Raw genomic sequence first — 24,028 nt, forward strand, 5'->3', positions numbered from 1 at the left:
AGAACCCCGGGGACGCGGTGGCCCTGTCACCGCCCTGACGCCCTTGCCGCGTCCCCGGCTTCCACTGCTGTCGATGACCGCCGGATCCTGGAGCCGTGCATGCGTTTCGCCACCTATGAACACCGACACCAGCGCCGGGTCGCCGTCGTGGAGGAGGACGGCACCCTCCACCCGGTTCCCGGGGCGCGCTCGCTCACGGAGCTGATCAGCCGCGGCGACGGACTCGACGCGCTCCTGCGCGCCGGGGCCGCCACGCTCGACGTCCCGCCGGGCCCCCACGTGTCCGAGGTGCGGTTGCTGCCACCGCTCCAGCCGCCCACCGTGCGGGACTTCGTCACCTTCGAGGAGCACGTCGAAGGGGTACGGCGATCCGTCGACGGGGCCGGCGTCGGCGGGGTGCCCGAAGCCTGGTACGACGCCCCGACGTTCTACTTCACCAACCCGTACGCCGTCATCGGCGCCCACGACGACGTCCCGGTGCCGCCGGGCAGCGAGGTCCTCGACTTCGAGCTGGAGGTCGCCGCGGTCATCGGCAGGGAGGGGCGCGACCTGACTCCCGACCAGGCACGGGACCACATCATCGGCTACACGGTCTTCAACGACTGGTCGGCCCGCGACCTCCAGTCCCGCGAGATGCAGGTCCGCCTCGGCCCGTGCAAGGGCAAGGACACCGCCGCCACCCTCGGCCCGTACCTGGTCACCGCCGACGAGCTGGAGCCGTACCACGACACCGACGGCTTTCTGCGCCTGGCACTGACCGCCTCGGTGAACGGCGAGGTCGTCGGCAAAGACCTGTTGTCCAACATGAGCTGGACCTTCGAGGAGATGGTCGCCTACGCCTCGCGGGGCACCGTCGTCCGCCCCGGCGACGTGCTCGGCTCCGGCACCTGCGGCAACGGCGGCTGCCTCGCCGAGCTGTGGGGCGTCCGGGGCGAGCAGTCCCCGCCCCCACTGAAGCCGGGAGACACCGTCACCCTCACCGTGGAGGGGATCGGCACCGTCTCCAACACCGTGGTCGCGGGCAGGGATCCGCAGCCGCTGCCGACCGCCCGCCGCCGCACCCGGGAGCGGCCGTGAACGACCCGCACTCCAAGAGGCTCCTCGGCAAGGTCGTCGTCGTCACCGGCGCCGCGCGCGGCCAGGGCGCCGCCGAGGCCGAGGCCCTGACCCGCGAGGGCGCCCGCGTCATCGCCACCGACGTGACCGAGGCCCCCGGCTGCCGCCGCCTCGACGTCACCGACGAGGAGCACTGGGCGAAGCTGGCCGCCGAACTGCGGGAGTCGTACGGCCAGGTGCACGGCCTGGTCAACAACGCGGGCATCACCTGGCGTGCCCGCCTCGACGAAGTGACCCCCGACGACTTCGCCCGCGTCCACGCCGTCAACGTCACCGGCCCGCTCCTTGCCATCCAGCACCTGACGCCGCTGATGCCGCCCGGCTCGTCCATCGTCAACGTCGGCTCCACCGCCGCGCTCAGCGGCCACTACCCGGTCGCCTACACGACCAGCAAATGGGCGCTGCGCGGCCTGTCGAAGACCGCGGCCACGGAGCTCGGCCCGCGCGGCATCCGCGTCAACACGATCCACCCCGGCTTCATCGAGACCGAGATGACCGCCTCCGCCGCGCCCGCATTCCGCGAGGCGAACATCCGCGAGACCCCTCTCGGCCGCACCGGCACGGTCGACGAGGTCGCCCCGCTCGTAATCTTCCTCCTGTCCGACGAGTCCTCCTTCATCACCGGCGCCGAGATCCCGGTCGACGGCGGACTCACCGCGCACGGCGGCGTGAAGTCCATCGCCGACGCGTTGCGCCCGGAGGCGTCATGAGACGCCTCGAAGGCAAGGTGGCCCTGATCTCGGGCACCGCCCGTGGCCAGGGCCGGGCGGCGGCGCTGCGCTTCGCGGCCGAGGGCGCGATCGTCGTCGGCGGAGACCTGCTGCACGAGGCGGCGCTGGAGACCCAGCGGCTCGTGGGGGAGGCGGGCGGCACGGCCCTGACTCCCGGCCCGCTGGACGTCACGGACGAGGCCTCCGTCCGCGCGTGGGTGCAGGAGGCCGTGGACGCCTTCGGCGGGATCGACATCCTCTACGCCAACGCCGGCGCCGTCCGTTTCGGAGCCGTGGACACCCAGCCGTACGAGGACTTCACCTTCACCCTGCGCGCGGAGCTGGACTCGGTGTGGCTGGCCGCGCACGTCGCCTGGCCGCACCTGGTGCGCAGCTGCGGCTGCGTCCTCACCGTCGGCTCGACGGCCGGACTGACCGGCTCGCTGACCAACCGGCGCACGGCGCACTCCGCCTCCAAGGGCGCCGTGATCGCCCTGACCCGCCAACTCGCCGCCGAAGGCGCCCCGCACGGCATCCGGGCCAACTGCGTCAGCCCCGGGATGGTCGACACCGAGGGCTCGCGCGGTGACCTGCTCGCCGCCGACCACCCCATGCGCACCATCGCCCGCCACATCTCCCTCGGCCGCGTCGGCCTCCCCGACGAGGTCGTGAACGCCGCCGTCTTCCTCGCCTCCGACGAGGCCTCGTACATCACCGGCGCCAACCTCGTCGTCGACGGCGGCTGGTCGTCCGTACTCCCCGGCTGAAAGGTCGCTCAGTGAACAAGGTCAGCGTGGACGCCGACGAGGCGGTCGCCGACATTCCCGACGGCGCGTCACTGGCCGTCGGCGGCTTCGGCCTCAGCGGCGTCCCCGACGTGGTGATCCGGGCCCTGCACGAGCAGGGCGCCACCGGCCTGCGGGTCGTGTCGAACAACTGCGGCGTGGACGGCCGCGGGCTGGGCGTGCTGCTCGCCGCCGGCCGGATCGCCCGCGTGACGGGCAGTTACGTCGGCGAGAACAAGGAGTTCGCCCACCAGTACCTGTCGGGCGAGCTGGAGGTGGAACTGGTGCCGCAGGGCACACTGGCCGAACGGCTGCGCGCCGGCGGCGCGGGCATCCCCGCGTTCTACACCCCGGCCGGTGTGGGCACCCAGGTCGCCAACGGCGGTCTGCCGTGGAGGTACGCGGCGGACGGCTCGGTCGCCGTGGCCTCCCCGCCCAAGGAGACCCGCGACTTCCACGGCCGGCCGCACGTCCTGGAGCACGCCATCACCACCGACTTCGCCCTCATCCGGGCCTGGCGGGGGGACCGGCACGGCAACCTGGTCTTCCGCCGCGCCGCGGCCAACTTCAACCCGCTCGCGGCGATGGCCGGCCGGATCACGATCGCCGAGGTCGAAGAGCTCGTGGAACCGGGCGAGCTGAGCCCCGACGCCGTCCACCTGCCCGGCGTCTTCGTCCAGCGGATCGTGGAGCTCACCCCCGCTCAGGCCGCTGACAAGCAGATCGAGAAGAGGACGGTACGAGCATGAGCGCGACGATGGACACGCCCCGGGGCTGGACCCGCGACCAGATGGCCGCCCGCGCCGCCGCTGACCTCACCGACGGCTCCTACGTCAACCTCGGCATCGGCCTGCCCACACTCGTCCCCGGCCACCTCCCGCCCGGCGTGCAGGTGGTGCTGCACTCCGAGAACGGCATCCTCGGCACCGGCCGTTATCCGACCGCCGACGAGGTCGACCCGGATCTCATCAACGCGGGCAAGGAGACCGTCACCGTCCTGCCGGGGGCCTCCTTCTTCGACTCGGCCCTGTCCTTCGGCATGATCCGCGGCGGTCACATCGACACCGCGGTGCTGGGCGCCATGCAGGTGTCGGAACGCGGTGACCTGGCCAACTGGGTGATCCCCGGAAAGATGGTCAAGGGCATGGGCGGGGCGATGGACCTGGTCCACGGCGCCCGCCGGGTCATCGTCCTGATGGAGCACACCGCCAAGGACGGCAGCCCGAAGATCCTGACCGAGTGCACCCTGCCGCTCACCGGCGAAGGGTGCGTCCACCGCGTCATCACCGACCTCGGCGTCCTCGACATCACACCCGACGGCCTCACCGTCGTCGAGACCGCACCCGGCATCACCCTCGACGAGATCACCGCGAAGACGGCCGCGCCCCTGCGGACCGACGCCGTCACCGCTGCCTGCTGAACGCGGTCGTCCACAACCCCGCTCGCAGGTTCGGGCAGGAAGTACGGCCGCGAGATGTTGTGCTCCCGCAAGGCGTCCTCGTAGCGCGTCAGCAGGGTGTCGAGGTCGGCCAGCCAGTCGCTACTCGTAGCGGATCACGCGCTGGGACTTGGCGTACTTGCCGTACTCGCTGAGGTAGTCGTCGAGGAGTCGGCGTAGTTGTCGGGCCTCCGGCGGGAGTGCTGTTGAGAAGGTGGGCCAGCCGGTGAAGGTGAGGTCGTAGGGCAGTTCGACCAGGCCTGTGATCGCGTCCCAGAAGGCGTTCCAGTTGCGGCCGTAGAAGTCGGGGAACAACAGCTCCTGCTGGAGCAGCCGTTGGAGTTCTTCTGCGCTCCGTACCTCGGTCAGGTCGATGACCAGGGGGTCGGGGAGCGTCGGCTCTGCTTCGTCTGTTTCGTCCGTCATGGCAGTCGGGAGTCTTTCATCAAGGGGGTGGTGGCCAGGTGGATCGGGTGGATCAGGTGGATCAGGTGGATTGAGTCGCTGATCGTTTCCCCATTGCGCAGAGCCGTACCGCGGTGGCCGCGGCGGCCGTCTGGCGTCGGCCCGTTCGGGCGGGTTCCGTTCGGTGGGCTGCCGTGTCCAGGAACAGCATCGCGGGAATCGTACGCGAGGTGACGATGAGTCACACTTGCCGCGTGAAGCTGACGGAACTGCATCGGCGTCTCCTGGCCGATCTCCTCGATGTGGGCGCCGCCTATCCGCTCGCGGTGACCGGTGGGTACGCCATTCAGGCGCATGGGCTTGTGGAGCGGGCCGGTCGGCATGTGGCCGTCGCGACCGAGAATCCGGCCGGGATGGAGGACATCGCCGTCGCGATCCGCGCCGGGCTGGAGGAGCGCGGGTGGCTCGTGCCCGGAGCGCCGGAGGCGGATCCGCTGTCCGCGCGGCTGGTCGTCGCCGAGCCCGTCACCGGTGAGGAGTGCCAGGTCGACGTCCTCAAGGAGGTGCTCTGGCGGCCACCGGTCCGTACGGAGCTGGGGCTCACCCTCTCCCTCGACGACGTCGTCGGCACGAAGGTGCGGGCGCTGGCCGACCGCGGACTCGCCCGCGATCTCATCGACGTCCACGCCGCCGCGGAGCGCTGGAGCCACCCGGAGCTGGAGGAACTGGGCCGCCGCCATGCCCGTGACACCCTCGACCTCACCGATCTCCAGGCCCGTCTGACCGGCGCGGAGATGATCGACGACGTCGAGTTCGCCTCCTACGGCCTGGACGGGAACGCCGTCGCCGCGCTCCGCCTGTGGGCGCAGGAGTGGGCGGATGACATCGGCGAGCGGCTGCTCGAGTCGTCGCCTCCCGAGGAGGAGGACGCGGAGGACGCGGAAGAAGAGTGAGTTCCGTTCGCCGGTCAGGTGATCGCGGCGTGGGTTGCGGGCTTTGTGTCAGGGGGAGTTGAGGGTTCTGGTGGTCAGTTCTGCCAGTAGGCGGGTTCGGGGGATCAGCTGGGTGATGTCGACGTGTTCGGTGTCCGCGTGGGCGCCCGTGCCCACTGCGCCCAGGCCGTCCAGGGTGGGGCAGCCCGTCGCCGCGGTGTAGTTGCCGTCGGAGGCTCCTCCGGCGGGCGCTCCGCGCAGGGGGTGCTGGCCCAGGTCCTCGGCGACGCGGGCGGCGAGGGCGAACAGGTCGGCCGAGGCGTCCGGCTGCATCGGGGGGCGTTGGGCGCCGCCCAGGATCTCCAGGCGCGCGCCCGGCGTGACGGGGGTGAGGCCGCGTACGAGCTCGTCGACACGGCGTTGCGCCGCCGCCGTCGGCACGCGCGCGTCGATCCACAGGCTCGCCCGCGCGGGCACCGTGTTGCGCGTGCTGCCCGAGGTCAGCAGGGTCGGCGTGACGGTCGCCGCGCCCAGGACGGGGTCGGGCGCGTCGGCGTCGGCCATCGTGGCCGCGATCCCGGCGACGGCCAGCACCTGGTGGGCCGCCTCGACGGACGCGTTGATCCCCTTGTGCGGCTCCCCGCCCGCGTGCGCGGCCCGGCCGTGCACCACGACCTCGTACCGTGACGTGCCCTTGCGGGCGATCTTGACCGCGCCCCTCGCGTCGGCCGACGCCTCCAGCACGAAGGCGGCCGCACAGCGGCGCGCGGCCTCCTCGACCAGCCGGCGGGAGGTCGGGGAGCCCACCTCCTCGTCCCCGGTGACCAGCACGCACACACCGGACCGGGACGGCAGGGACGCCAGCGCGTGGAACAGCTGCACCAGGCCGGCCTTCATGTCCAGGACGCCCGGACCGCGGGCGACGCCGTTCTCGACCGACCAGGGGTGGGAGCGGAGCGAGCCGAGGGGCCACACCGTGTCGTGGTGGCCCAGCAGCAGGACGCGCGGCCGTCCGAACGTCCACCTCAGGTGGGTCACCCCGTCGATCACGATCGTCTCCGGCGCTGCTTCCAGCAGCCGGGTGCCGAGGGCTGCGACCACCTCGGCGCTGCGCGCCACCGCCGCGTGGTCCGCCGAGAAGGACTCGCACCGTACGAGCTCCTCCAGATCGGCCAGCATCGCCGGCAGCGCGAGCGCTGGGCGGCCCCGGCTCACCGGGCTCGCCCCTTCTCTCGCCTCTCCTCGCGCCTCTTCTCGCGCCCCTTCTCGCGCCTCTTCTCGTTTCTTCTCGTTCTCGGCTTCCCGTCGTGGCATGACGTCGTCGCCTCCTTCCGCCGCGGGGGCTCCCGTTCGTCCGGGAGCGCCGCCGTCGCGTCAACGACGCCGGGCGGGCGCAGGACATGCCGGCGGCAGCGACCAAATGCCTACGTCAGAGCAGACCGAGGTCGTCCAGTTCCTTGTGGAGGGCCGCGCGGGGGTGGTCGGCGGCGGGCGGGAGGGCGCGGCCCTTCCCGGTGGCGGGGCGGCGCGCGTCGAGGGATGCGGGGGACGCGGGAGGGGCGGCGGGGCCCAGGGGTGCGGTGGAGGACGGCGCGGTCGTGGGCCGGGGGGTGCGGGAGCGGAAGATCCAGGCTCCCGCGAGGCCGCCGACGAGGCCGCCCAGGTGGCCCAGCCAGCTGATCCCGGGGGTGCCGGGGACGGCCGTGGTGAGGATATAGGCGAATGACGCGGCCATGACGAGACCGATCAGGGTGTCGATCAGGTGCCGGTCGAAGAGGCCGCGGACGACGACGTAGGCGAAGTAGCCGTAGACCAGGCCGCTGGCTCCGACCGTCACCGCGTCGCCCTGCTCCAGGAGCCAGACCGCCGTGCCGCTGGTCAGCGCGACCAGCAGGCTCAGCCCGAGGAAGCGGGTGACCCCGCGGTAGGCGGCGAGGAAGCCGAAGACGAACAGCGGGCCGGAGTTGGACTCGATGTGGGCCCAACTCCAGTGCAGGAACGGCGCGGACAGCATGTGCGGCAGCGTCCCGATGTCGCCGGACGTCACGCCGTAGTCGCGGGCGAGCCCGTAGTCCTGGGCGGAGTTGGCCAGTTGCACCAGCCAAATGAGCGCCAGGAAACCGAACATCGTGAAGAACGCCTTCCGCGCCTCCGCGATCATCCGTTCGGGACTGGCCAGCGAACCGTCCGACTTGCTCATCCTGCTTCCCCTCCCTGGTGGACCCCGTCCCCCTCGCCTCGCACTCTACGGAGTGCGGCGGCGCGTGGGGATCCCGCCCGCGCCAGTGTCAGGGTCACCGCGGCCGACGCGAGCGCCATCGTCGTCATCGCCGTTGCGGGAGAGGTGAGTTGGGCCGCCGTGCCCGCCAGGACCGCGCTCACGCCCTGCGCGGTGAGCATCCCGGCGGAGTGCAGGCCGAGCGCGTGCCCGGCGAGTTCGGGCGGGGTGAGGGCCATCAGTCGTTCCTGCTGGACGAGGCTCGCGCCGAAGCCGACCGAGGCCACGGCGGCGGCGAGCGCGGCGACGGGCAGCGGCGGGCGGAGGGCGAAGACGGCGTACGGGGCGGCGAGGAGCAGGAGGAGTGGGGTGGCGAGGCGGGCGCGCAGCGCGGGCGGGAGGAGGCGGCCGACGGCGAGGTCGCCGGCCAGCATGCCCAGCGCCGCGCAGGCGAACAGGGCTCCGGCGCCGGCGGGGTCGTACGACACGAAGAGGGCCTCGCAGCCGACGATCAGGCCGTTGGGCAGCCACAGGCCCAGGTAGAGCAGGCGGCGGGGGCGGGAGGACCACAGCACGGCGTTGGTGCGGCGGGTCGCCGCGGCCGAGGGTCGGCCGGTGGCACGGGGTGCGCGGGCGGTCAGTCCGGCGCGGGCGGTGAGCGCGGCGGTCGTGTGGAGGACGGCGGCGAGGAGGAGGACGCGGTGCGGGGACAGGACGGTGACGAGGACGCCGCCGGTCGCGTACCCGGTGATCTGGAGGAGCCCGTTCATCATGTTGAAGACGGAACGGGCGGGGAGGTAGCCGTCCTTGGGGGTGATCTCGTTCAGCAGGCCCCAGCGAACCCCGCCGCCGAGCGCCGCGACCAGGCCCTGGGCGAGGACGACGACGAAGACGGCGGCGATCGGCAGGGCGGGGGCGGCGAGGACGGCCGTGGTGGCGGCGAAGGCGAGGGACAGGCCGGCCAGGGCTCGTCTCGGGGGGAGGCGGTCGGCCCCGGAGAGGAGGACGCTCGCGCCGACGACCTGGGCGAGGGACGGGCCGAACATGCTGACCGCCGAGAGCAACGGGGAGCCGGTGGCCCGGTGGACGAGGGTGCCGAGGGCCAGGCCGGCGATCGTCTGGGCGGCGGTATGGGCGGCGGAGGAGAGGAGGAGGGGGGTGAACTCGGGGGTGCGGAGGAGACGTCGGTAGGCGGTCATGCGCCGGAGTCTCGGGTGGGGTGGGGGGTGGTGGTTATTGTTTCGCGCGAGTGCGAAAGCCTCCGGCGGGGGGCGGGGGTTTCTTCGGGTGGGGGTGCGCTTCTTCGGGTGGGCGGGGGTTTCTTCGGGGGCGCGGGCTTCGGGTGGGCGGGGGATTCTTCGGGGGCGTGGGCTTCGGGTGGGCGGGGGAATCTTCGCGTGGGCTGGGCAGGGGCGGTCGTGGGCAGGGCGGTCTTGGGCAGGGGCGGCGGTCTTGGGTCAGGGAGGGGGTGGGTGGTGTGGGCTGGTGGCAGGTGAATGCCGACACTCTGGCCGGGAGCCGGTTCGTGATCTCGCCGCTCGCGGAGACCTTCGCGAGTCTGAAGCTGCTGCACTCGGGGGTGGGCGCGCATCCCGGTGAGACGGCGTGGCTGCGGGCGCACCTGCCCGGCTACCGGGCACGGCTCGCCGCCGATCCGGTCACCGCGCGGCTGGTGCGCGCCGGACTCGGGCGGTACTGGCTCGCGGACTTCCTCACGCCCACGCCCCGCGACGGGGAGAGCTTCGCTGAGGGCGTCGAGCGGGTGCGGGGCGCGCGGGCGGCGGCGGCCCGTGCGCATCTTCGGGTCTCGCTCGCCGGGCCGCTGCCGGACGTCCTGGAGCGGGACGATCTGCCCGAGCGGGCGGCCGAGTTGCTGGAGTACGTGTGGGAGGCGGGCGTACGGCCGTACTGGGAGCGGCGGCGCAGGGTGCTCGAAGCGGATGTCGCGGTGCGGACGGCGCAGGTCAGTCGGGGTGGGTGGGCGGCCGTTCTCGACTCGTTGCGGCCGGGGACGCGGTGGCTCGGGGAGAGCCGGTTGCAGGTGAACGCGCATGAGTATCCGCCTCGGGAGATCTCCGGGGCGGAGCTGATGTTCGTGCCGGTCACTCCGCGGGCGGGGTGGGTGTCCTGGGAGGAGGAGGAAGGGTGGGGGCGGTATGCCGTGGTGTATCCCTGCGTGGGTGCGCTAGCCGGGGAGCAGGGGCGGCGGGCCGTGCCGGCCGCGCTGGGCGCGCTGCTGGGGGTGGGGCGGGCGACGGTTCTGGTGCTGCTGGGTGAGGGTCCGCTGAGCACGACCCAGCTGGTCGCCCTGACCGGGCAGGGGCTGGGGTCGGTGGGGCGGCATCTGCGGGTGTTGTTGGAGGCGGGGGTGGTGGAGCGGCGGAGGGTGGGGCGGTCTGTGTTGTATTCGCGGACGGGGGTGGGGGATGCGGTGGTGGGGGCGGCGGGGTGATTCGGCTCGGGGTGAGTTGTGCGGGTTGGTCTTTGGCTCGGGGTGAGTTGTGCGGGTTGGTCTTTGGCTCGGGGTGAGTCGTGCCGGTTGGCTGGGGCTCGGGGTGGGTCGCGCAGCCCGGCGCTTACGGGGTGCCGCCGCGCCCACCCGTGCCGCCCCAGCGGCACGATTGCCCGCGGATTGTCGGATTGACGGGATAGCGGGGCCGCGGCTCGCCTGCGCGATGGGCAGGCGCGCCGTCTGACGGGATGGCGGGCCTGCGGCTTAACGGCACGAGTGGCCGCGCGCGGTTTGACGGGATGGCGGGCTCGCGGCTTGACCACATGGCGGGCCCGCGGCCTCACCACACGGCAGGGCGTGGTTTGGCGGGGGTGGCGGGTCCGTAGTCAGGGATCACAGCGGGACCGCGGGATCGCCGCGTCGGCGGGCACGTGGGGTGGCGGTGCGGCGGGATGTGGGGGGGGAGCGGTGGTGGTAGCCAGGGGAGGGGGTGGGGCGGGGCTAGCATCTTGGGATGACTAGTGATGCTGTTGCGGCTCCCCTTGGTGTTGAGATCGGTGCCCTCAATGGGGGCTCCGCTGAGCTTTCGCGGTATGCGGGGCAGGTCGTGCTGGTGGTGAACGTGGCTTCCAAGTGTGGGCTGACCCCGCAGTACACGGGACTGGAGCGGCTCCAGGAGCGGTACGCCGGGAAGGGCTTCACCGTGCTCGGGGTGCCCTGCAACCAGTTCCTCGGGCAGGAGCCGGGGACCGCCGAGGAGATCGCCGAGTTCTGCTCCGCCACGTACGGCGTGACCTTCCCGCTCACCGAGAAGGTCGAGGTGAACGGGGACGGACGGCACGCCCTGTACGAGCGGCTCGTCGGGTTCGCGGACGCCGAGGGCCACGACGGCGACATCCGGTGGAACTTCGAGAAGTTCCTCATCGGGCGGGACGGCTCCGTCGTCGCCCGCTTCTCCCCGCAGACCGAGCCGGAGTCCGCGGAGATCGTCGCCGCCGTCGAGGGCCAGTTGGGTTAGCCGTCGGACTCGGGCACAAGCCGAGCCCCCTCGGCAAGGACGGCGAGCTCGTCGAGAGGGCTCTTTCGGTGGTGCCTGCTTGTGAAGATGTCGGTCGCGGCGCGGGGCGAGGAGCGGAAGAAACGTCCTCCCCCTGAGCCGTGACCGAGGACTACGCCTTGACCGAGGCGACGAAGAGGTTCCACGCGGTGGCGGGGAAGTCCAGCGCGGGCCCGTTCTCGACCTTGGAGTCCCGTACGGCCATGGCCGCGACGACCGGCGACTTGATCTCGACGCACGCGCCGTTGCCGGTGGAGTAGGAGGACTTGGTCCACGTGTCCGTGGCACCCTGACGAATTGCCATTTTTGCTCCGGATTGCCAGTGTGATGAGTTGCTGTCACCGCCCCCGGGGCACGAACTCGAGCCCAGGAACGGTTTCCGCCATCGGTGTTGCTCGATGGCGTGATCGACGCTACTCGCCAACATCGACGTACGAAGCGACTATTCACTCGACCAGGTGGCATATTCCATGCGGGTCTTCCCTCTCGGGCGGGTGAGGTATAAAGTGCCGCCCCGCCTCACCGCGCATACTCCTTCGCGATGTCCGCGATGAACTGCCGTGAATGCTCCACGTTCAGCGCCTGCGCCCTCAAGTGCTCGTACATCACGCTGTACTTCTGCACGTCGTTCGGCTTCTCCAGGTACAGGTCGCTGGTGACGCCCTCGATGTAGACGACGCTGGAGTCGGACGCGTCGGGGAACTCCAGGATCGCGTACTGGCCGTTGAGGCCGGGATGCGCGCCCATGTCGAAGGGGATCACCTGCACGGTGACGTGCGGCAGTTGGGACTGCTCGACGAGGTGCTCCAACTGATCGCGCATCAGCGACTTGTTGCCCACGACCCGGCGCAGCGCCGCCTCGTCCATCACCGTCCACAGCCGCAGCGGGTTCTCCTCGGCGCTGATTCGTTCCTGCCGCCGCACCCGCACCTGCACGCGTTTCTCGATCTCGGCCGGCACGGTCTCCGGCAGCGCCCCGGCGATCAGCGTCTCGGCGTACTGCCGGGTCTGCAACAGGCCGGGCACCACCTGCGGGTCGTACACGCGCAGGCTCGCCGCGTCCGTCTCCAGGCCGATGTAGACGCTGTAGGGGACATCCCCGAAGGCGTGCCACCAGCCCTGCTGGCGGGAGTCCTTGGCCATCTGCATCAGCGACTCGACGATCCGCTGGTCCTCGACCTCGTACACCCCGCACAGATCGCGGACGTCGCGCTGGCTGATGCTGCGTCGACCGTTCTCCAGGCGGCTGATCTTCGACTGGGACACGAGCAGGCGGTCGGCGACCTGTTCGGCCGTCATGCCCTTGTCCTCGCGGAGTTTGCGCAGCTCCTGGCCCAACCGGCGCCGCCGGACGGTGGGATTGACATTCGACGCCACGGGACGTGCACCTCCGGCTGCATGCCTGTATCTGACACTTTGCGTATCTGCTGTTGAGCAGACTGCCACCAAGGTGCTTTCTACCGCTGGAAAACGGTGGATATGCGGCCGGTACACGTCAGCCAGGCGTTTCCGCACGGGACTTCGGCCCCGGCCCGCCCGCCTCCGGACATGCGTCCGCGCGGGGCGGCGACACCGGACGACGCCCTCGGGGGTACGAGGGGCGTACGGCGTCACTGCCCCGCGCGGGCCGCGGCGGCTCCCGAACGGGTCTTACGGGTCTTACGGGTCGTACGGGTCCCTAGGGGTCGCACAGGCCCCTACGGGACGTACGGGTACTACGGGTCGTACGGGGTGTGTCAGTGGGCCACGACGCGTGCCATGGGACCGCGGCGCGGTTGCGCCGGAACGCCACGGGCGGGTTCCGGGGCCGACCTCGCTCCCGGTCCGGCCGGGCGGCCGGCCTGGGCGGGGTTACGGCGCGGTTGCGCCGCCGCACCGTTCTGAACATCCATCACGGCGTGCGCCACGAGGCCGCCCATCGGGTCGTGCCTGATCAGGTCCCGCAGCCGGGAGCGGGACGAGCGTCCCTCGTTGCCCGGGTACAGGTGCTTGCCGAGGCCGACCGCGTGCGCCAGCGCGGCGAGCGCCGCGGTCCGCGGGTCCGGCGGCACGCCGGTGCGGATCGCGGAGTCCAGCCGGGCTCGGATCTCCCGGCTGATCTCGGTCTGACTCGCCTGGTAGCGAGTCGTCGGCAGCACTCCGCACATCTGGCCCGCCACGGCATGCACCATGCCGCACCGCTCCAGATGCGAGAGGTAGGTCTGACGGAGTCCCAGCCGGGGTCCGCCGATCCAGTGGACGGCCCGTACGGGAGCGCCACGCCTTCGCAGCAACTCCAACGCGCAGTCCAGAGTCGGATCTCCAGTCGGCCGTGGGGACACCACGGCGATACGATCCCCGTCTGGGGCTATCCGTCCGGCCAGCGCCAGCTCCACTAGCTGTGCTCCGGCCAGACCGAGGTCGAGCGACTGCGGCTGTGCGGTGGTACCCGTGGTCGGGTCCAGCGCCAGCAACAAAAGCTCTTCCGGAATTGTTCTGCGGCTCCTGCCCATCCATGCCTCCCCGCGTGGATGAATGACAGGGTGACCCCTCTCACATTCATCTGTCGAGAGTGCGTGACCGGTTCGTAGTGGAACCAGTAGGTATGTCGTTCTCGTCTACCGGAGGAGCCAAGGCCTCTACACAGGACACTGGTAGATGGTTCGGACAGCGCGTACGACGCTGTCCCGGGCGGCGGTTCACGGTCCGGCAGGCGCGCGGTGGGCGTGCGGCACAAGAGGAGGCATCGGTGGCGGGCGAGTCCCCCGACAAGTCGAAGCAGCGCGAGTCGTCGGCAGAACCGACGTCGGGGAGCGCGGGTGCGGTTCCCGAAGCACGGGATCCGAGGATCGCGGCAGCACGGGACGACGAGGGGTCGGGGGCGTCGTCCTCGGCGTCCTCGGCGTCCTCGGCGTCCTCAGGTTCGGCGCGCGGGGGCGTCGACACGGCGACCCGGGTGTTCTCCGTCCGCGAGCTGAAGACCGACGACGACGAGCAGGGCGAGCAGGACCGGCAGGACGACGAGACCGTCGAGGGCGGCGCGGACGCTGCCGAGGAGCGGGACGAGGCCGAGGGGGCCGCGGAGGGCACTGAGGACGCCTCAGAGGCGGCCGAGGGCTCCGAGAAGGGCTCCGGGAGCGACTCCGACGCCTCGGACGCCTCCGACGCGCCGGAGAGCGGTGACGAGCGGCTTCGGGCCGCCGTGGCCCAGTGGGTGGCCTCGGCGGACGAGGAGACCCCCGAGAAGGACTCCGAGAAGGCTGCGGAGGCCGAGGGGTCCGAGGAGACCGACGACGAGCCCCGGGCCGAGAAGGGCGAGCCCGAGGCGAAGCCCGCCGCCGAGGCTGCCTCCAAGACCTCGCCCAAGACCTCGCCCAAGGCCGCGCCCAAGTGGGCGGCGACCGCCGACGCGAAAGCCGAGGACGAGCCGGCCGAGGACGACGAGCCCGAGGACGACACGTCCGACAAGGCTGACGAAACCGGCAAGACCGGCGCGAAGGCCGACGCCGACACCGACGCCGACGAGGACGGCAAGGACTCGGCCGGCGACTCCGACGGCCCCGTCGACCAGCCCACCGCCGTCTTCAAGATGCCGTCCGCCAAGCCCGCCGTCGACCAGCCCACCACCATGCTGAAGCTGGGCGACGCCGCCACCGCGGCCAAGTCGACCAAGTCGGCCAAGTCCACGCCGGACGGGGGCTCCGAGAAGGACGGCGAGCCGAAGTCCGAGACGGCGAAGAGCGAGACCGAGGCCGGGTCCAAGCCCCCGGCCGAGGCCGAGCGGACCAGCAAGTTCGTCGCGCTCAAGCCCCTCGACGACCCCTCCACCCGCAAGCCGCCGCCTGCGAAGCCGGCCGAGCCCAAGGCCGAACCGGTCGCGCCCAAGGCCGAACCGGCGGCGCCCAAGGCCGAACCGGTCGCCAAGCCGACCGCCGATCCCGCCGAGCCGGCGAAGCCCGCCGCCGAACCGGTCAGGCCCGCCGCCGACGCCACCGCCGTCGTGCCGCAGATCGGCCCCGAGCGCACCACCCAGCAGCCGCTGCCGCCGAAGCCGCCGCTGGACCTGCTGGCCGAGCTGACCAACACCCCGCCGCCCCCGCCGACTCCGCTGCGCACGCTGGGCCGCCGGGTCAAGATCTGGACGCCGCTGGTCCTGTTGCTGGTGGTCGTGTTCGCGATCGCACAGGCCGTTCGCCCGCTGCCGGCGCCCTCGCTGGCGCTCACCGCGAAGGACTCGTACACCTTCGAGGGCGGCAAGCTCGCGCTGCCCTGGCCGGGCGAGGGCCAGGGCTGGATGGACGTCGACGGCGTCGGCACGATGGGCAGCTTCGGCAAGCAGACGCCCGTCGCCATCGGCTCGGTGGCCAAGACGATGACGGCGTACGTAGTCCTCAAGTCGCACCCGCTGAAGACGGGTGAGGACGGCCCGAGCATCACCGTGGACGCCACCGCCGAGAAGGAGGGCGGCTACAACCAGGCCGGCGAGTCCACCCTCGACAGCGTCAAGGCCGGCGACAAGCTCACGCTCCAGCAGGCCCTGTCGGCGGTCATGATCCCGTCGGCGAACAACATCGCCCGGCTGCTGGCCCGCTGGGACGGGGGCACCGAGGCCGCCTTCATCGAGAAGATGAACGCGGCCGCCAAGGAGCTCGGGATGACGAACACGACGTACACCGACGCCTCCGGGCTGAAGGAGACCACCGTCTCCACGGCCGAGGACCAGGTGAAGCTGGGCAACGCGGTCGTGAAGATCCCCGCTCTCGTCGCGATCACCAGCGCGGCCAGCTGGACGGACCCCTCCGGGCGTTACTTCTCGAACTACAACACGCTCCCCTTCCTCATGGGCGCGATCGGCATCAAGACCGGCTCCACCACCGCGGCCGGCGGCAACCTCCTCTTCGCGGCCCGCAAGAAGGTCGGCGGCAAGTCGGTCACGGTCGTCGGCGCGATCCTCGGACAGCACAAGCCGAAGATCCTCGAGACGGTCAACACCGTCAGCAGGACGGCGCTGGAGGCCGCCGAGGACGCGTTGACCTCGGCGAAGATCCTGAAGAAGGGCGAGGTCGTCGGGTACGTGGACGACAAGCTCGGCGGCCGCACCCCGGTCGTCCTCACCCAGGACGTCACGGCGGTCGGCTGGGCCGGGCTGTCGGTGAAGCTGTCGTTCACCGCCGGCGAGGTCCCGCACACGGCGAAGGCCGGCACCCAGGTGGGCTCGCTCACCGTCGGCGACGGCTCCGGCGGCGTGGTCAAGGTGCCCGTCGCCCTCCAGTCGGAGCTGACCGAGCCGGGCTTCTCGGACAAGCTGACCCGCATCGGCTGAGCCGCACACCGCTCGCGTCCCTTCTCGCACCCCGTCGGGCATCCTCCCGGCGGGGTGCGTGCTAGCGTCGCGAAACGGGACAGGTCGGCGGTCGTGGCGACGCGGCCGTGAAGCGGGCGCGAACGGGACGCGACCGAGGACGGAAGACAGGACACGGGGAGTGCCTTCAGGTGGCCACTGCGGAGCCGACACGCGCCGACGACTCGGGGAGGGGCCCGGACACCGGCACACGGGTGCGCCTGCCCGCGCCTCAGTCGGGCGACCACGACCGTGGTGACGCCGGTGAGGCCCGGGACGAGGACCTCGGCTCCGGTGAACCCGTGAAACCCGACGCGACCGAACCGGCGGACGTCGACGCCGTCGAGACCGACCCCCTCGACCACGCCGCTGACGGCGGCGAACCGGACGAGCACGAGCCCGCGCCCGCCGCGGCGTCCCGTCCGCGAGCCCTCGCCGATCGGGCGGGCGCATGGATGCGGCAGCACCTCGTGCTCTCCGTGACCGTGCTGTCCGGCGCCCTCCACGTCCTGTGGTTCTTCATGTTCGCAAACAGCGGCGGGGACCTGGCGGCGCAGGACGCCTGGGCCGAGTTCGTCGGCCGGCACCCCGACTCCGCGTACAACCTCGCCTGGTACGGCGGGATGCACCCGGTGTCGTACAGCGTGGTGTCGCCGTATCTGATGTCCGTCCTCGGCGTCCGTACGACGATGATGATCGCCGGGACGCTCTCGGCGGGGCTGCTGACGCTGATCCTGCTGCGCTGCCGGCCGGTGCGGAACCCGGTGGGGCCCGCGCTGGCGGGCGTGTTCGCGCTGCTGTGCAACGCGATCTCGGGCCGGGTGACCTTCGGTCTCGGCACCATGTTCGCGCTGGGCGCGGTCGCCGTCGTGTTCTGCTGGCCGCACCGCTGGCGTTACAAGCGCTGGGCGAAGGCGCTGTGCGCCGCCCCGCTGGCCGCGCTCGCCACGATGGGGTCGCCGGTGGCGGGTCTGTTCGTGGGGCTGGTCGCCGTCGCGATGTTCCTCCAGAAGCGGCGGCCGGGCGCGTGGGCGCTGGGGCTCGCCCCGACGGTGATCGTGGCGCTGTCCGCCTGGCTGTTCCCGTTCTCCGGCACCCAGCCGATGCACTTCGGCTCCACCGTGGTGCCCATCGTGCTGTCCGCGGTGGTCTACGCGGCCGTCCCGCACGACTGGACGACCCTGCGGATCACCGCGGCGGTGTACGGGATCGCGGTGCTGTTGGTGTGGATCGTCAGCTCGCAGATCGGGTCCAACATCACGCGGCTGCCGATGCTGTTCGCGGGTGTGGTGCTGATGGCGGCGCTGCCGTTCACGGTGCCGCGCAGCCGCAAGTGGTACGCGGTCGTCCTGGCCTCGGTCACCTTCACCGTCTGGATCGGCTACAAGACGGTCGACGACATCGTCCATACGACGCCGGAGGCGTCCTGGGCGCGTGAGCTGGCGCCGCTGGTCAACGAACTCCAGGAGGTCGGCGCGGAGAAGGGCCGGGTGGAGGTCGTGCCGGCCCGCTCGCACCGGGAGGCGTCCGCGCTCGCGCCGTACGTCAACCTGGCCCGCGGCTGGAACCGGCAGGCGGACATGAAGCGCAACCCCCTCTTCTACGACGACACCCTCAACTCCGCGAACTACCACGAGTGGCTCCAGCGGTGGGCCGTGCACTTCGTCGTGCTGCCGAAGGACGAGCCCGACGGGGACGGCGGGCTGCGCGAACGGGCGCTGTTGCAGCGGGGTCTGCCGTATCTGGAGCAGATCTGGGGCGACGCGAACTGGCAGTTGTTCCGGGTGACGGACGCGGCGCCGCTCGCCGAGCCGAACGCGGTCGTGCAGGAGGCGGCGCAGGGTGAACTGACGGTCGACGTGAAGAAGGCCGGGCGGATCCTGATCCGGATCCCGTACTCGCCGTGGCTGAGCATCGTCGACGCGGAGGGCGAGAAGCTGGAGCCGCCGCAGGAGACGCAGGCGTCCAAGGACCGCTCCGAGGGGGAGCCGAAGACGTACGACAACGTCAACGGGTGCCTGTTCGAGACGGAGGAGGATGCGGAGGGCGACCAGTGGACGATGCTGGTCGCTCCGCGGGTGGGGACGTATCGGCTGGCCGCGCCCTATGAGTTGCCTCGGGGGACTCCGTGTCCGGACGAGTTGCGGTGACTGTTCTTTTTCGGTGACCGTCGGCTTCGGCGGGCGTTGTCCGGGGGCTGCCGCCCCCAGGCCCCCGCTTCGGCCCCGAAAGGGCCTCGTCCTCAAACTCCCCCAGAGGGGGGACCCCCAGACGGGCTGACAGTGCGCAGGTCAGCTACATAGGTGTCCGTTCCCGGGACCGTCGGGATGAAGGGCGCCAGGAGTTCCAGTCGGCCCAGGCCCGTCTCCTCCACCGCCGTCTCCAGGTCGGTGAAGTGGGAGTCCCAGCACTCCCTGGGGTCGGTCTCCAGGAACCACAGCAGGGTCAGGCGGGTGTCGACTCCCTCCACCTGCTTGACGTAGGTCATGCGGTCGCCGGGCAGGGGGGCCGGGCGGAACACCGTCACCATCGCGGCCGGGGAGCCGGCCAGGCGCCGGGGGAGGCAGCGGGTGCGGAGCCACTCCAGGAGGGCGGGGCGCTGTTCCGGGGTCCCGGCGTCGACGACCTGGAGGACCAGGCCGGCGTAGGGGTGGTCCAGGGCGTGGAAGTCGCGGGGGCCGGCCGCGCCGTCGCGGTAGACGGTGGTCTCGTGGTCCTGGAACGCGGTGAAGACGTGGGTGCGGTCCCGGTAGACGCGGGCGTCCCGGTTGAGCCGCTTGTTGATGGCGACCGTCCAGCGCATGTGGTCGTCGTAGCGGCCGTCGGTGATCCAGTAGGTGGAGAGGTAGCAGCCGGCGGTGACGGGCTGGGCGATCGCCGACTTCTCGGGGACGCGCAGGAGTTGGAGGTCGCGGGTGGCGACCCAGCGGCGGCCCGCGTACATCCAGGGCATGGCCATCGCGCCGGCGTAGTAGTGGTCGTCCTCGTACCAGCGGTTGTAGGCGTACTCATGGCCGGGAAGCGGTTCGACCATGGTGATCAGGGCGTGGCCGGGGCGGACCCCGTAGGGGCCGACGGCGGCCAGTTCGGCGTAGGTCTCGCTGCGGGTCTCCTCGCTCATGGGCGTTCCCCTTCCGTCCTCCTGCGGTCGCCCATACTCTGACGCCCCGTCAGATGATGCGCCAGACCCGGGAGGTCCCGATGTCCCTGCTCACCGGCAAGACCGTCGTCGTCTCGGGAGTCGGCGCCGGGCTCGGTCACCAGGTCGCCGCGGCGGTGGTCCGCGACGGCGGGAACGCGGTGCTCGGGGCGCGGACCGAGACGAACCTCGCCAAGAGCGCGGCGGAGATCGACCCGGACGGCACGCACACCGCGTACCGGGCGACCGACGTCACCGACGAGGGGCAGTGCGCGGCGCTGGCGGGGCTGGCGCGGGAGCGGTTCGGCGGGATCGACGCGGTGGTGCATGTGGCCGCCTGGGACTCCTACTTCGGCGGGCTGGCGGACGCCGACTTCGCCACCTGGCAGTCGGTGCTCGACGTGAATCTGCTGGGGTCGCTGCGGATGACGCGGGCCTGCCTGGACGGGCTGAAGGCGCGGGGCGGGTCGGTGGTGTTCATCGGGACGCAGTCGGCGGTGGCCGCGCCCTCGCAGGTGCGGCAGGCGGCGTACGCGGCGTCGAAGGGGGCGCTGACCAGCGCGATGTACTCGCTGGCGCGGGAGCTCGGGCCGTACCGGATCCGGGTCAACACCGTGCTGCCGGGCTGGATGTGGGGGCCGCCGGTACGGGCCTACGTGCAGTTCACGGCGGCGACGGAGCAGGTGGCGGAGGAGGTCGTGCTGGGGCGGCTGGCGGAGCGGATGGCGCTGCCCGAGCTGGCCACGGACGCGGATGTGGCGGACGCGGCCGTGTTCCTGGCGTCGGACCGGGCGCGGGCGATCACCGGGCAGTCCCTGCTGGTCAACGCCGGGGAGCTGATGCGGTGAGGTCACGGAGCTTGTTCATGTAGATGAACGACGAACACCATGCAGAATGATTTTGCCTCCCTTTGACCCTACGGTTACTTGTCGTGTCCACGCGACAGCGCCCACGATGAGCGCCGGTCCGAACCGCCGGATCGAACCCTGGGAGGGCGCACATGAACGGTCTCGACTGGGCCGTGCTCATCGGCTACTTCGGTGTGATGGTCGCCATCGGCGTCTGGTCCCACAAACGGGTGGACGACGTCAGCGACTTCTTCACCGCGGGCGGCAAGATGCCCTGGTGGCTGTCCGGCATTTCGCACCACATGTCGGGCTACAGCGCGGTCATGTTCACCGGGTACGCGGGCATCGCCTACACCTACGGCGTCACCTCCTTCGTCACCTGGTCCTTCCCCATCGCGCTCGGCATCGCCATCGGGTCCAAGCTCTTCGCGCCACGCATCAACCGGTTACGCTCCCGACTCCATGTCGCTTCCCCGCTGGAGTACCTGAAGAACCGGTACGACCTGAAGACGCAGCAGGCGCTGGCCTGGTCCGGGATGCTGCTGAAGATCGTGGACGTCGGCGCCAAGTGGGCCGCCATCGCGACCCTGTTGTCCGTCTTCACCGGCATCTCGCTCAACCAGGGCATCCTGATCACCGGCACCATCACGGCCGTGTACTGCACGATCGGCGGGCTGTGGGCCGACGCGCTCACCGAGTTGGGGCAGTTCGTCATCCAACTCCTGGCCGGCATCGCGATGTTCGTGGCGGTCCTGGCGGAACTCGACGACAAGGGCCTCGGACCGGTCAGCGCGTGGGACGAACCGGCCCTCAAGGGCCACGGGGAGCCGCTGGTCGGCGACTACGGCGTGGTCTTCCTGCTGGCGTTCCTCTTCATCAAGCTCTTCGAGTACAACGGCGGCATGCTCAACCAGGCCCAGCGGTACATGGCCACCGCCACCCCGCAGGAGGCCGCCCGCTCCGCCCGGCTGTCGGCGGCGCTGTGGCTGATCTGGCCGCTGGTGTTGTTCTTCCCCATGTGGATGTCACCGCTGCTGGTGAAGTCGCAAAACGGCAGCGGCTCCGACTCCTACGCGCTGATGACCGAACAGCTCCTGCCGCACGGCCTGTTGGGCCTCGTCATCGTCGGCTTCTTCTCCCACACGATGGCCATGTGCTCCTCCGACGCCAACGCCATCGCCGCCGTCTTCACCCGTGACTGCGCGCCGGTCATCTGGCGCAGGGCGCGGACCTGGAACCAGGGGCAGGGCCTGCGGGTCGCCCGGATCGCCACGGTCGTCTTCCTCGGGCTGTCCATGGCGGCGGCGACCCAGGTCAACTCGCCCACGTTCAAGGACATCATCACCGTCGTGATCAAGTGGGTGGCCGGCCTGATGGGCCCGATGGCGATCCCGATGATGCTCGGCCTGCTGCGCCCGTTCCGCCGCTCCGGCCCGACGGCGGCCCTGACCAGCTGGTCGATGGGCCTGCTCGCCTTCTGGCTGGTCAACTACCCGATCAACTGGAACGTCGAGGGCGGCGTACCGCTCCAGTACCAGGTCTCCGTCCCGCTGGCGGTCTCCCTGGTCCTCTACATCCTGATCGGCTTCCTCAAGCCGGAGGACACCCCGGAACGACTGGCGATCATCGACCGGATCAACGGGGACGGGGACGGGGACGGCACTGGGGGCGGCCAGGAGACGGCAGCCCGCCCCACCAGCCCGTCCGGCGTTTGAGCGGCCCACGTCAGTCGGCGCCGACCCTGGGGTACCGCAAGAGCCACGCCGGCGAAGCCCCCGCAGGACTGTGCAGTGCCGGCCCCTGCGTCATCTCCATCGCGAAGTCGTCGGCCAGCTCCAGCACCGTCGGCCGGCCCTCCACCTCGGCCACCCAGGCCGGCGGGAGGGCCGTCTCGCCGTGCAGCGCGCCGAGCAGCCCGCCGGTCAGCGCGCCGACCGGGGCCGAACGGCCGCCGTGGTTCACCGCGAGCCGCAACCCGTGCCGGACGTCCTGCGCGACGAGCGCGCAGTAGACGGCCGCCGACAGCACACCCGCCGCCGTCCCCTCCCCCACCAGCTCCTCCACCCGCGCCGGACCGGGCATCCCCTGCCGTACGGCGCCCAGCGCGTGCTGGAGCGCCTCCGCCACCGGCTCGTGCCCGGGGCGGGCGGCGAGCAGGGCGAGCGCCCGCTGCACCGCGCCGTCGAGGCTGTCGCCGCGGGCGAGGGCGTGCACGGTCACGGCGTACGCGCCGGCCGAGAGGAACGCCGTGGGGTGGCCGTGGGTCTGGGCCGCGCACTCGACGGCGAGCTGGGCGACGAGCTGCGGCTCCCAGCCGACGAGCAGCCCGAAGGGCGCGGAGCGGGCGGCGGCCTCGGGGCCGGTCTCGCCGGGGTTCTTGGGGGCCTCCAGGGTGCCCATCGTGGCGTCGCCGAGCCCGAGGAGCAGCGCGCGGGCCGGGTCCCGGCGGGCGTACAGCCACTCCTCGTGGGCCAGCCAGCCGTCGTCCTTGCGGCGCAGGTCGGGGCCCCAGTCGCGCTGGGTGGCCGCCCATCTGAGGTAGGCGCGGTGCAGGTCGGTCGGCGGGTGCCAGGCGCCGGTGTCGCGGCGGACCTGGGCGCGGATCAGACCGTCGACGGTGAAGAGGGTGAGCTGGGTGAGGTGGGTGACGGTGCCGCGGCGGCCGTGGGCGGGGGCGAGGTCGACGAGTCCCTCGGGGCCGTGGGTCTGCCGGATCTCCTCCAGGCCGAGCCGGTCGACGGGCGCCCCGAGGGCGTCCCCGACGGCGGCCCCCAGCAGCGTGCCGCGCACCCGGCTGCGGAAGTCCTGCTGTTCGGTACGGCCCCAGACCGGGCCGGCTGTCGCACCCACCAAGTCCTCCCGGGCACCGTCCGTACGTACGACGTTCGCCACTGTAATCGAACAAGGCAGGAGCGGCAGAGCACGGGCCTCCGGCGACGACCGGGGCGCCTTCAGCGCACCGGACGGCCGCCTCGGCAGGTTCGACCGGCCGGACGGCGACTAGTCGACGACCCGCACCTTCGTGCCCGTGGCGCCGAACGCCCACAGGGCCGAGCCGTCGGCCTTCGGCATGCGGATGCCGCCGGTCTGGGCGCCGGAGGCCGGGGTCGGGGAGGCGCCGTCGACGGCGTTGGAGAAGGCGACGTTCACGCCGGACTTCACCGTGAAGTACACGATGTGCTCGATCTGGACGCCGTCCGAGCCGGTGGTGGCGTCCTTGCGCAGGGAGATCGTGTAGGTGCCGGGGTCGGGGTCCACGGTGCCCGGCCAGACGAGGAAGGTGCGGCGGGCCGCGTCGTCGGCGTCGACGAGCCAGACGCGCCGCTGCTGGAGGGAGTAGACGATACGGCGGCCCGTGCCGGAGTTCTCGGGCACGGCCGCCTGGGCCGGGGCCGTGGGCGCGGACGCCGAGGGCCGGGGGCTCGCGGAGGCCGACGCGGAGGGCTTGGCCGCCGTCACCGCCGGCCGCGGGCCCTTGTCGGCCTCCAGCGTCAGCGCGCCGACGGCCACGATCGCGCCGGCCGTGAGACCGGTGACCCAGGCCCACGAGGGAAGCCGTCGGGCAGCCACGGGCACATCTCCTCAGGTACGGGGCCCCGTCCTCCGGG

The 24,028-nt window shown here is 71.8% G+C and carries 22 protein-coding genes; 12 read left to right on the forward strand and 10 right to left on the reverse strand.

The features are described 5' to 3' along the window. Positions 1-99 precede the first annotated feature (99 nt). Genes ACFYX4_RS10815 through ACFYX4_RS10835 form a run of 5 tightly spaced genes read left to right on the forward strand, consistent with a single transcriptional unit; the run spans position 100 to position 4,031 of the window. The gene (locus tag ACFYX4_RS10815; protein WP_389329294.1) at positions 100-1,077 is read left to right on the forward strand and encodes a fumarylacetoacetate hydrolase family protein; all 978 of its coding nucleotides are present in this window, start codon (positions 100-102) and stop codon (positions 1,075-1,077) included. Continuing rightward, positions 1,074-1,826 carry an SDR family NAD(P)-dependent oxidoreductase gene (locus ACFYX4_RS10820; protein ID WP_389329297.1) on the forward strand — a complete coding sequence of 251 codons (753 nt, stop codon included), beginning with the start codon at positions 1,074-1,076 and terminating at the stop codon, positions 1,824-1,826. The genes ACFYX4_RS10815 and ACFYX4_RS10820 overlap by 4 nt, the downstream gene beginning before the upstream one ends. After that, positions 1,823-2,593, forward strand: coding sequence for an SDR family NAD(P)-dependent oxidoreductase (locus ACFYX4_RS10825; RefSeq protein ID WP_389329300.1), 771 nt, complete (start codon positions 1,823-1,825; stop codon positions 2,591-2,593). The genes ACFYX4_RS10820 and ACFYX4_RS10825 overlap by 4 nt, the downstream gene beginning before the upstream one ends. A gap of 11 nt (positions 2,594-2,604) precedes the next feature. Then, positions 2,605-3,360 (forward strand): CoA transferase subunit A, encoded by a 756-nt coding sequence (locus ACFYX4_RS10830; protein ID WP_389329303.1) that lies wholly within the window; start codon positions 2,605-2,607, stop codon positions 3,358-3,360. After that, positions 3,357-4,031, forward strand: coding sequence for a CoA transferase subunit B (locus tag ACFYX4_RS10835; RefSeq protein ID WP_389329306.1), 675 nt, complete (start codon positions 3,357-3,359; stop codon positions 4,029-4,031). Before ACFYX4_RS10830 ends, ACFYX4_RS10835 begins: the two co-directional genes overlap by 4 nt. 120 nt (positions 4,032-4,151) lie before the next feature. Here the strand turns inward: ACFYX4_RS10835 and ACFYX4_RS10840 are convergent, their stop codons facing one another. Beyond that, a complete protein-coding gene (locus ACFYX4_RS10840; protein WP_389329309.1) occupies positions 4,152-4,475 on the reverse strand; it encodes a barstar family protein in 324 nt (107 codons plus the stop codon). A 233-nt stretch (positions 4,476-4,708) separates the two neighbouring features. Here ACFYX4_RS10840 and ACFYX4_RS10845 point away from each other — a divergent pair, with 233 nt between their 5' ends. Next, a complete protein-coding gene (locus tag ACFYX4_RS10845; protein ID WP_389329312.1) occupies positions 4,709-5,407 on the forward strand; it encodes a nucleotidyl transferase AbiEii/AbiGii toxin family protein in 699 nt (232 codons plus the stop codon). 48 nt (positions 5,408-5,455) lie between these two features. Here the strand turns inward: ACFYX4_RS10845 and ACFYX4_RS10850 are convergent, their stop codons facing one another. The 3 genes from ACFYX4_RS10850 to ACFYX4_RS10860 all read right to left on the reverse strand — a co-directional run bounded on the left by ACFYX4_RS10850 (position 5,456) and on the right by ACFYX4_RS10860 (position 8,803). After that, positions 5,456-6,565: a M20/M25/M40 family metallo-hydrolase gene (locus ACFYX4_RS10850; protein WP_389330233.1), complete on the reverse strand. Its 1,110-nt coding sequence runs from the start codon at positions 6,563-6,565 to the stop codon at positions 5,456-5,458. A gap of 250 nt (positions 6,566-6,815) precedes the next feature. After that, positions 6,816-7,586, reverse strand: a complete 771-nt coding sequence (locus tag ACFYX4_RS10855) for a rhomboid family intramembrane serine protease (protein ID WP_389329315.1) — start codon at positions 7,584-7,586, stop codon at positions 6,816-6,818. Beyond that, positions 7,583-8,803, reverse strand: a complete 1,221-nt coding sequence (locus tag ACFYX4_RS10860) for an MFS transporter (protein ID WP_389329318.1) — start codon at positions 8,801-8,803, stop codon at positions 7,583-7,585. Before ACFYX4_RS10860 ends, ACFYX4_RS10855 begins: the two co-directional genes overlap by 4 nt. Positions 8,804-9,081: 278 nt before the next feature. Between ACFYX4_RS10860 and ACFYX4_RS10865 the strand changes: the two genes are divergently transcribed. Both ACFYX4_RS10865 and ACFYX4_RS10870 read left to right on the forward strand, forming a co-directional pair. Continuing rightward, a complete protein-coding gene (locus ACFYX4_RS10865; RefSeq protein WP_389329321.1) occupies positions 9,082-10,056 on the forward strand; it encodes an ArsR family transcriptional regulator in 975 nt (324 codons plus the stop codon). A 514-nt stretch (positions 10,057-10,570) separates the two neighbouring features. Beyond that, positions 10,571-11,074, forward strand: a complete 504-nt coding sequence (locus tag ACFYX4_RS10870; protein ID WP_389329324.1) for a glutathione peroxidase — start codon at positions 10,571-10,573, stop codon at positions 11,072-11,074. A gap of 151 nt (positions 11,075-11,225) precedes the next feature. Here ACFYX4_RS10870 and ACFYX4_RS10875 read toward each other — a convergent pair whose 3' ends face one another. The 3 genes from ACFYX4_RS10875 to ACFYX4_RS10885 all read right to left on the reverse strand — a co-directional run bounded on the left by ACFYX4_RS10875 (position 11,226) and on the right by ACFYX4_RS10885 (position 13,605). Then, entirely contained in the window at positions 11,226-11,417 is a 192-nt protein-coding gene (locus tag ACFYX4_RS10875; protein ID WP_389329327.1) for a DUF397 domain-containing protein, read from the reverse strand. Positions 11,418-11,632: 215 nt separating this feature from the next. Continuing rightward, positions 11,633-12,490, reverse strand: a complete 858-nt coding sequence (locus ACFYX4_RS10880; RefSeq protein WP_389329331.1) for a helix-turn-helix domain-containing protein — start codon at positions 12,488-12,490, stop codon at positions 11,633-11,635. A 359-nt stretch (positions 12,491-12,849) separates the two neighbouring features. Next, on the reverse strand, positions 12,850-13,605 hold the full coding sequence (locus ACFYX4_RS10885; protein ID WP_389329334.1) for a GPP34 family phosphoprotein: 756 nt from the start codon (positions 13,603-13,605) through the stop codon (positions 12,850-12,852). Positions 13,606-13,841: 236 nt separating this feature from the next. On the opposite strand from ACFYX4_RS10885, the gene ACFYX4_RS10890 reads away from it, so the two are divergent. Continuing rightward, entirely contained in the window at positions 13,842-16,415 is a 2,574-nt protein-coding gene (locus ACFYX4_RS10890; protein ID WP_389329337.1) for a D-alanyl-D-alanine carboxypeptidase, read from the forward strand. Positions 16,416-16,585: 170 nt separating this feature from the next. Beyond that, positions 16,586-18,583, forward strand: a complete 1,998-nt coding sequence (locus ACFYX4_RS10895) for an MFS transporter (protein ID WP_389329340.1) — start codon at positions 16,586-16,588, stop codon at positions 18,581-18,583. Between the two features lie 92 nt (positions 18,584-18,675). Here ACFYX4_RS10895 and ACFYX4_RS10900 read toward each other — a convergent pair whose 3' ends face one another. After that, positions 18,676-19,554 (reverse strand): hypothetical protein, encoded by an 879-nt coding sequence (locus ACFYX4_RS10900; RefSeq protein WP_389329343.1) that lies wholly within the window; start codon positions 19,552-19,554, stop codon positions 18,676-18,678. An 80-nt stretch (positions 19,555-19,634) separates the two neighbouring features. Between ACFYX4_RS10900 and ACFYX4_RS10905 the strand changes: the two genes are divergently transcribed. Both ACFYX4_RS10905 and ACFYX4_RS10910 read left to right on the forward strand, forming a co-directional pair. Beyond that, the gene (locus ACFYX4_RS10905) at positions 19,635-20,420 is read left to right on the forward strand and encodes an SDR family oxidoreductase (RefSeq protein ID WP_389329346.1); all 786 of its coding nucleotides are present in this window, start codon (positions 19,635-19,637) and stop codon (positions 20,418-20,420) included. Between the two features lie 152 nt (positions 20,421-20,572). Further along, the gene (locus ACFYX4_RS10910; protein ID WP_389329349.1) at positions 20,573-22,135 is read left to right on the forward strand and encodes a sodium:solute symporter family protein; all 1,563 of its coding nucleotides are present in this window, start codon (positions 20,573-20,575) and stop codon (positions 22,133-22,135) included. A 10-nt stretch (positions 22,136-22,145) separates the two neighbouring features. On the opposite strand, the gene ACFYX4_RS10915 is transcribed toward ACFYX4_RS10910, so the two are convergent. Together ACFYX4_RS10915 and ACFYX4_RS10920 are read right to left on the reverse strand one after the other, a co-directional pair. Beyond that, on the reverse strand, positions 22,146-23,270 hold the full coding sequence (locus ACFYX4_RS10915; protein ID WP_389329352.1) for an ADP-ribosylglycohydrolase family protein: 1,125 nt from the start codon (positions 23,268-23,270) through the stop codon (positions 22,146-22,148). A gap of 150 nt (positions 23,271-23,420) precedes the next feature. Then, positions 23,421-23,996, reverse strand: coding sequence for a hypothetical protein (locus ACFYX4_RS10920; protein ID WP_389329355.1), 576 nt, complete (start codon positions 23,994-23,996; stop codon positions 23,421-23,423). Positions 23,997-24,028: the final 32 nt, after the last annotated feature.

The organism is Streptomyces sp. NPDC002328 (assembly GCF_042890065.1).
Classification (GTDB): Bacteria; Actinomycetota; Actinomycetes; order Streptomycetales; family Streptomycetaceae; genus Streptomyces.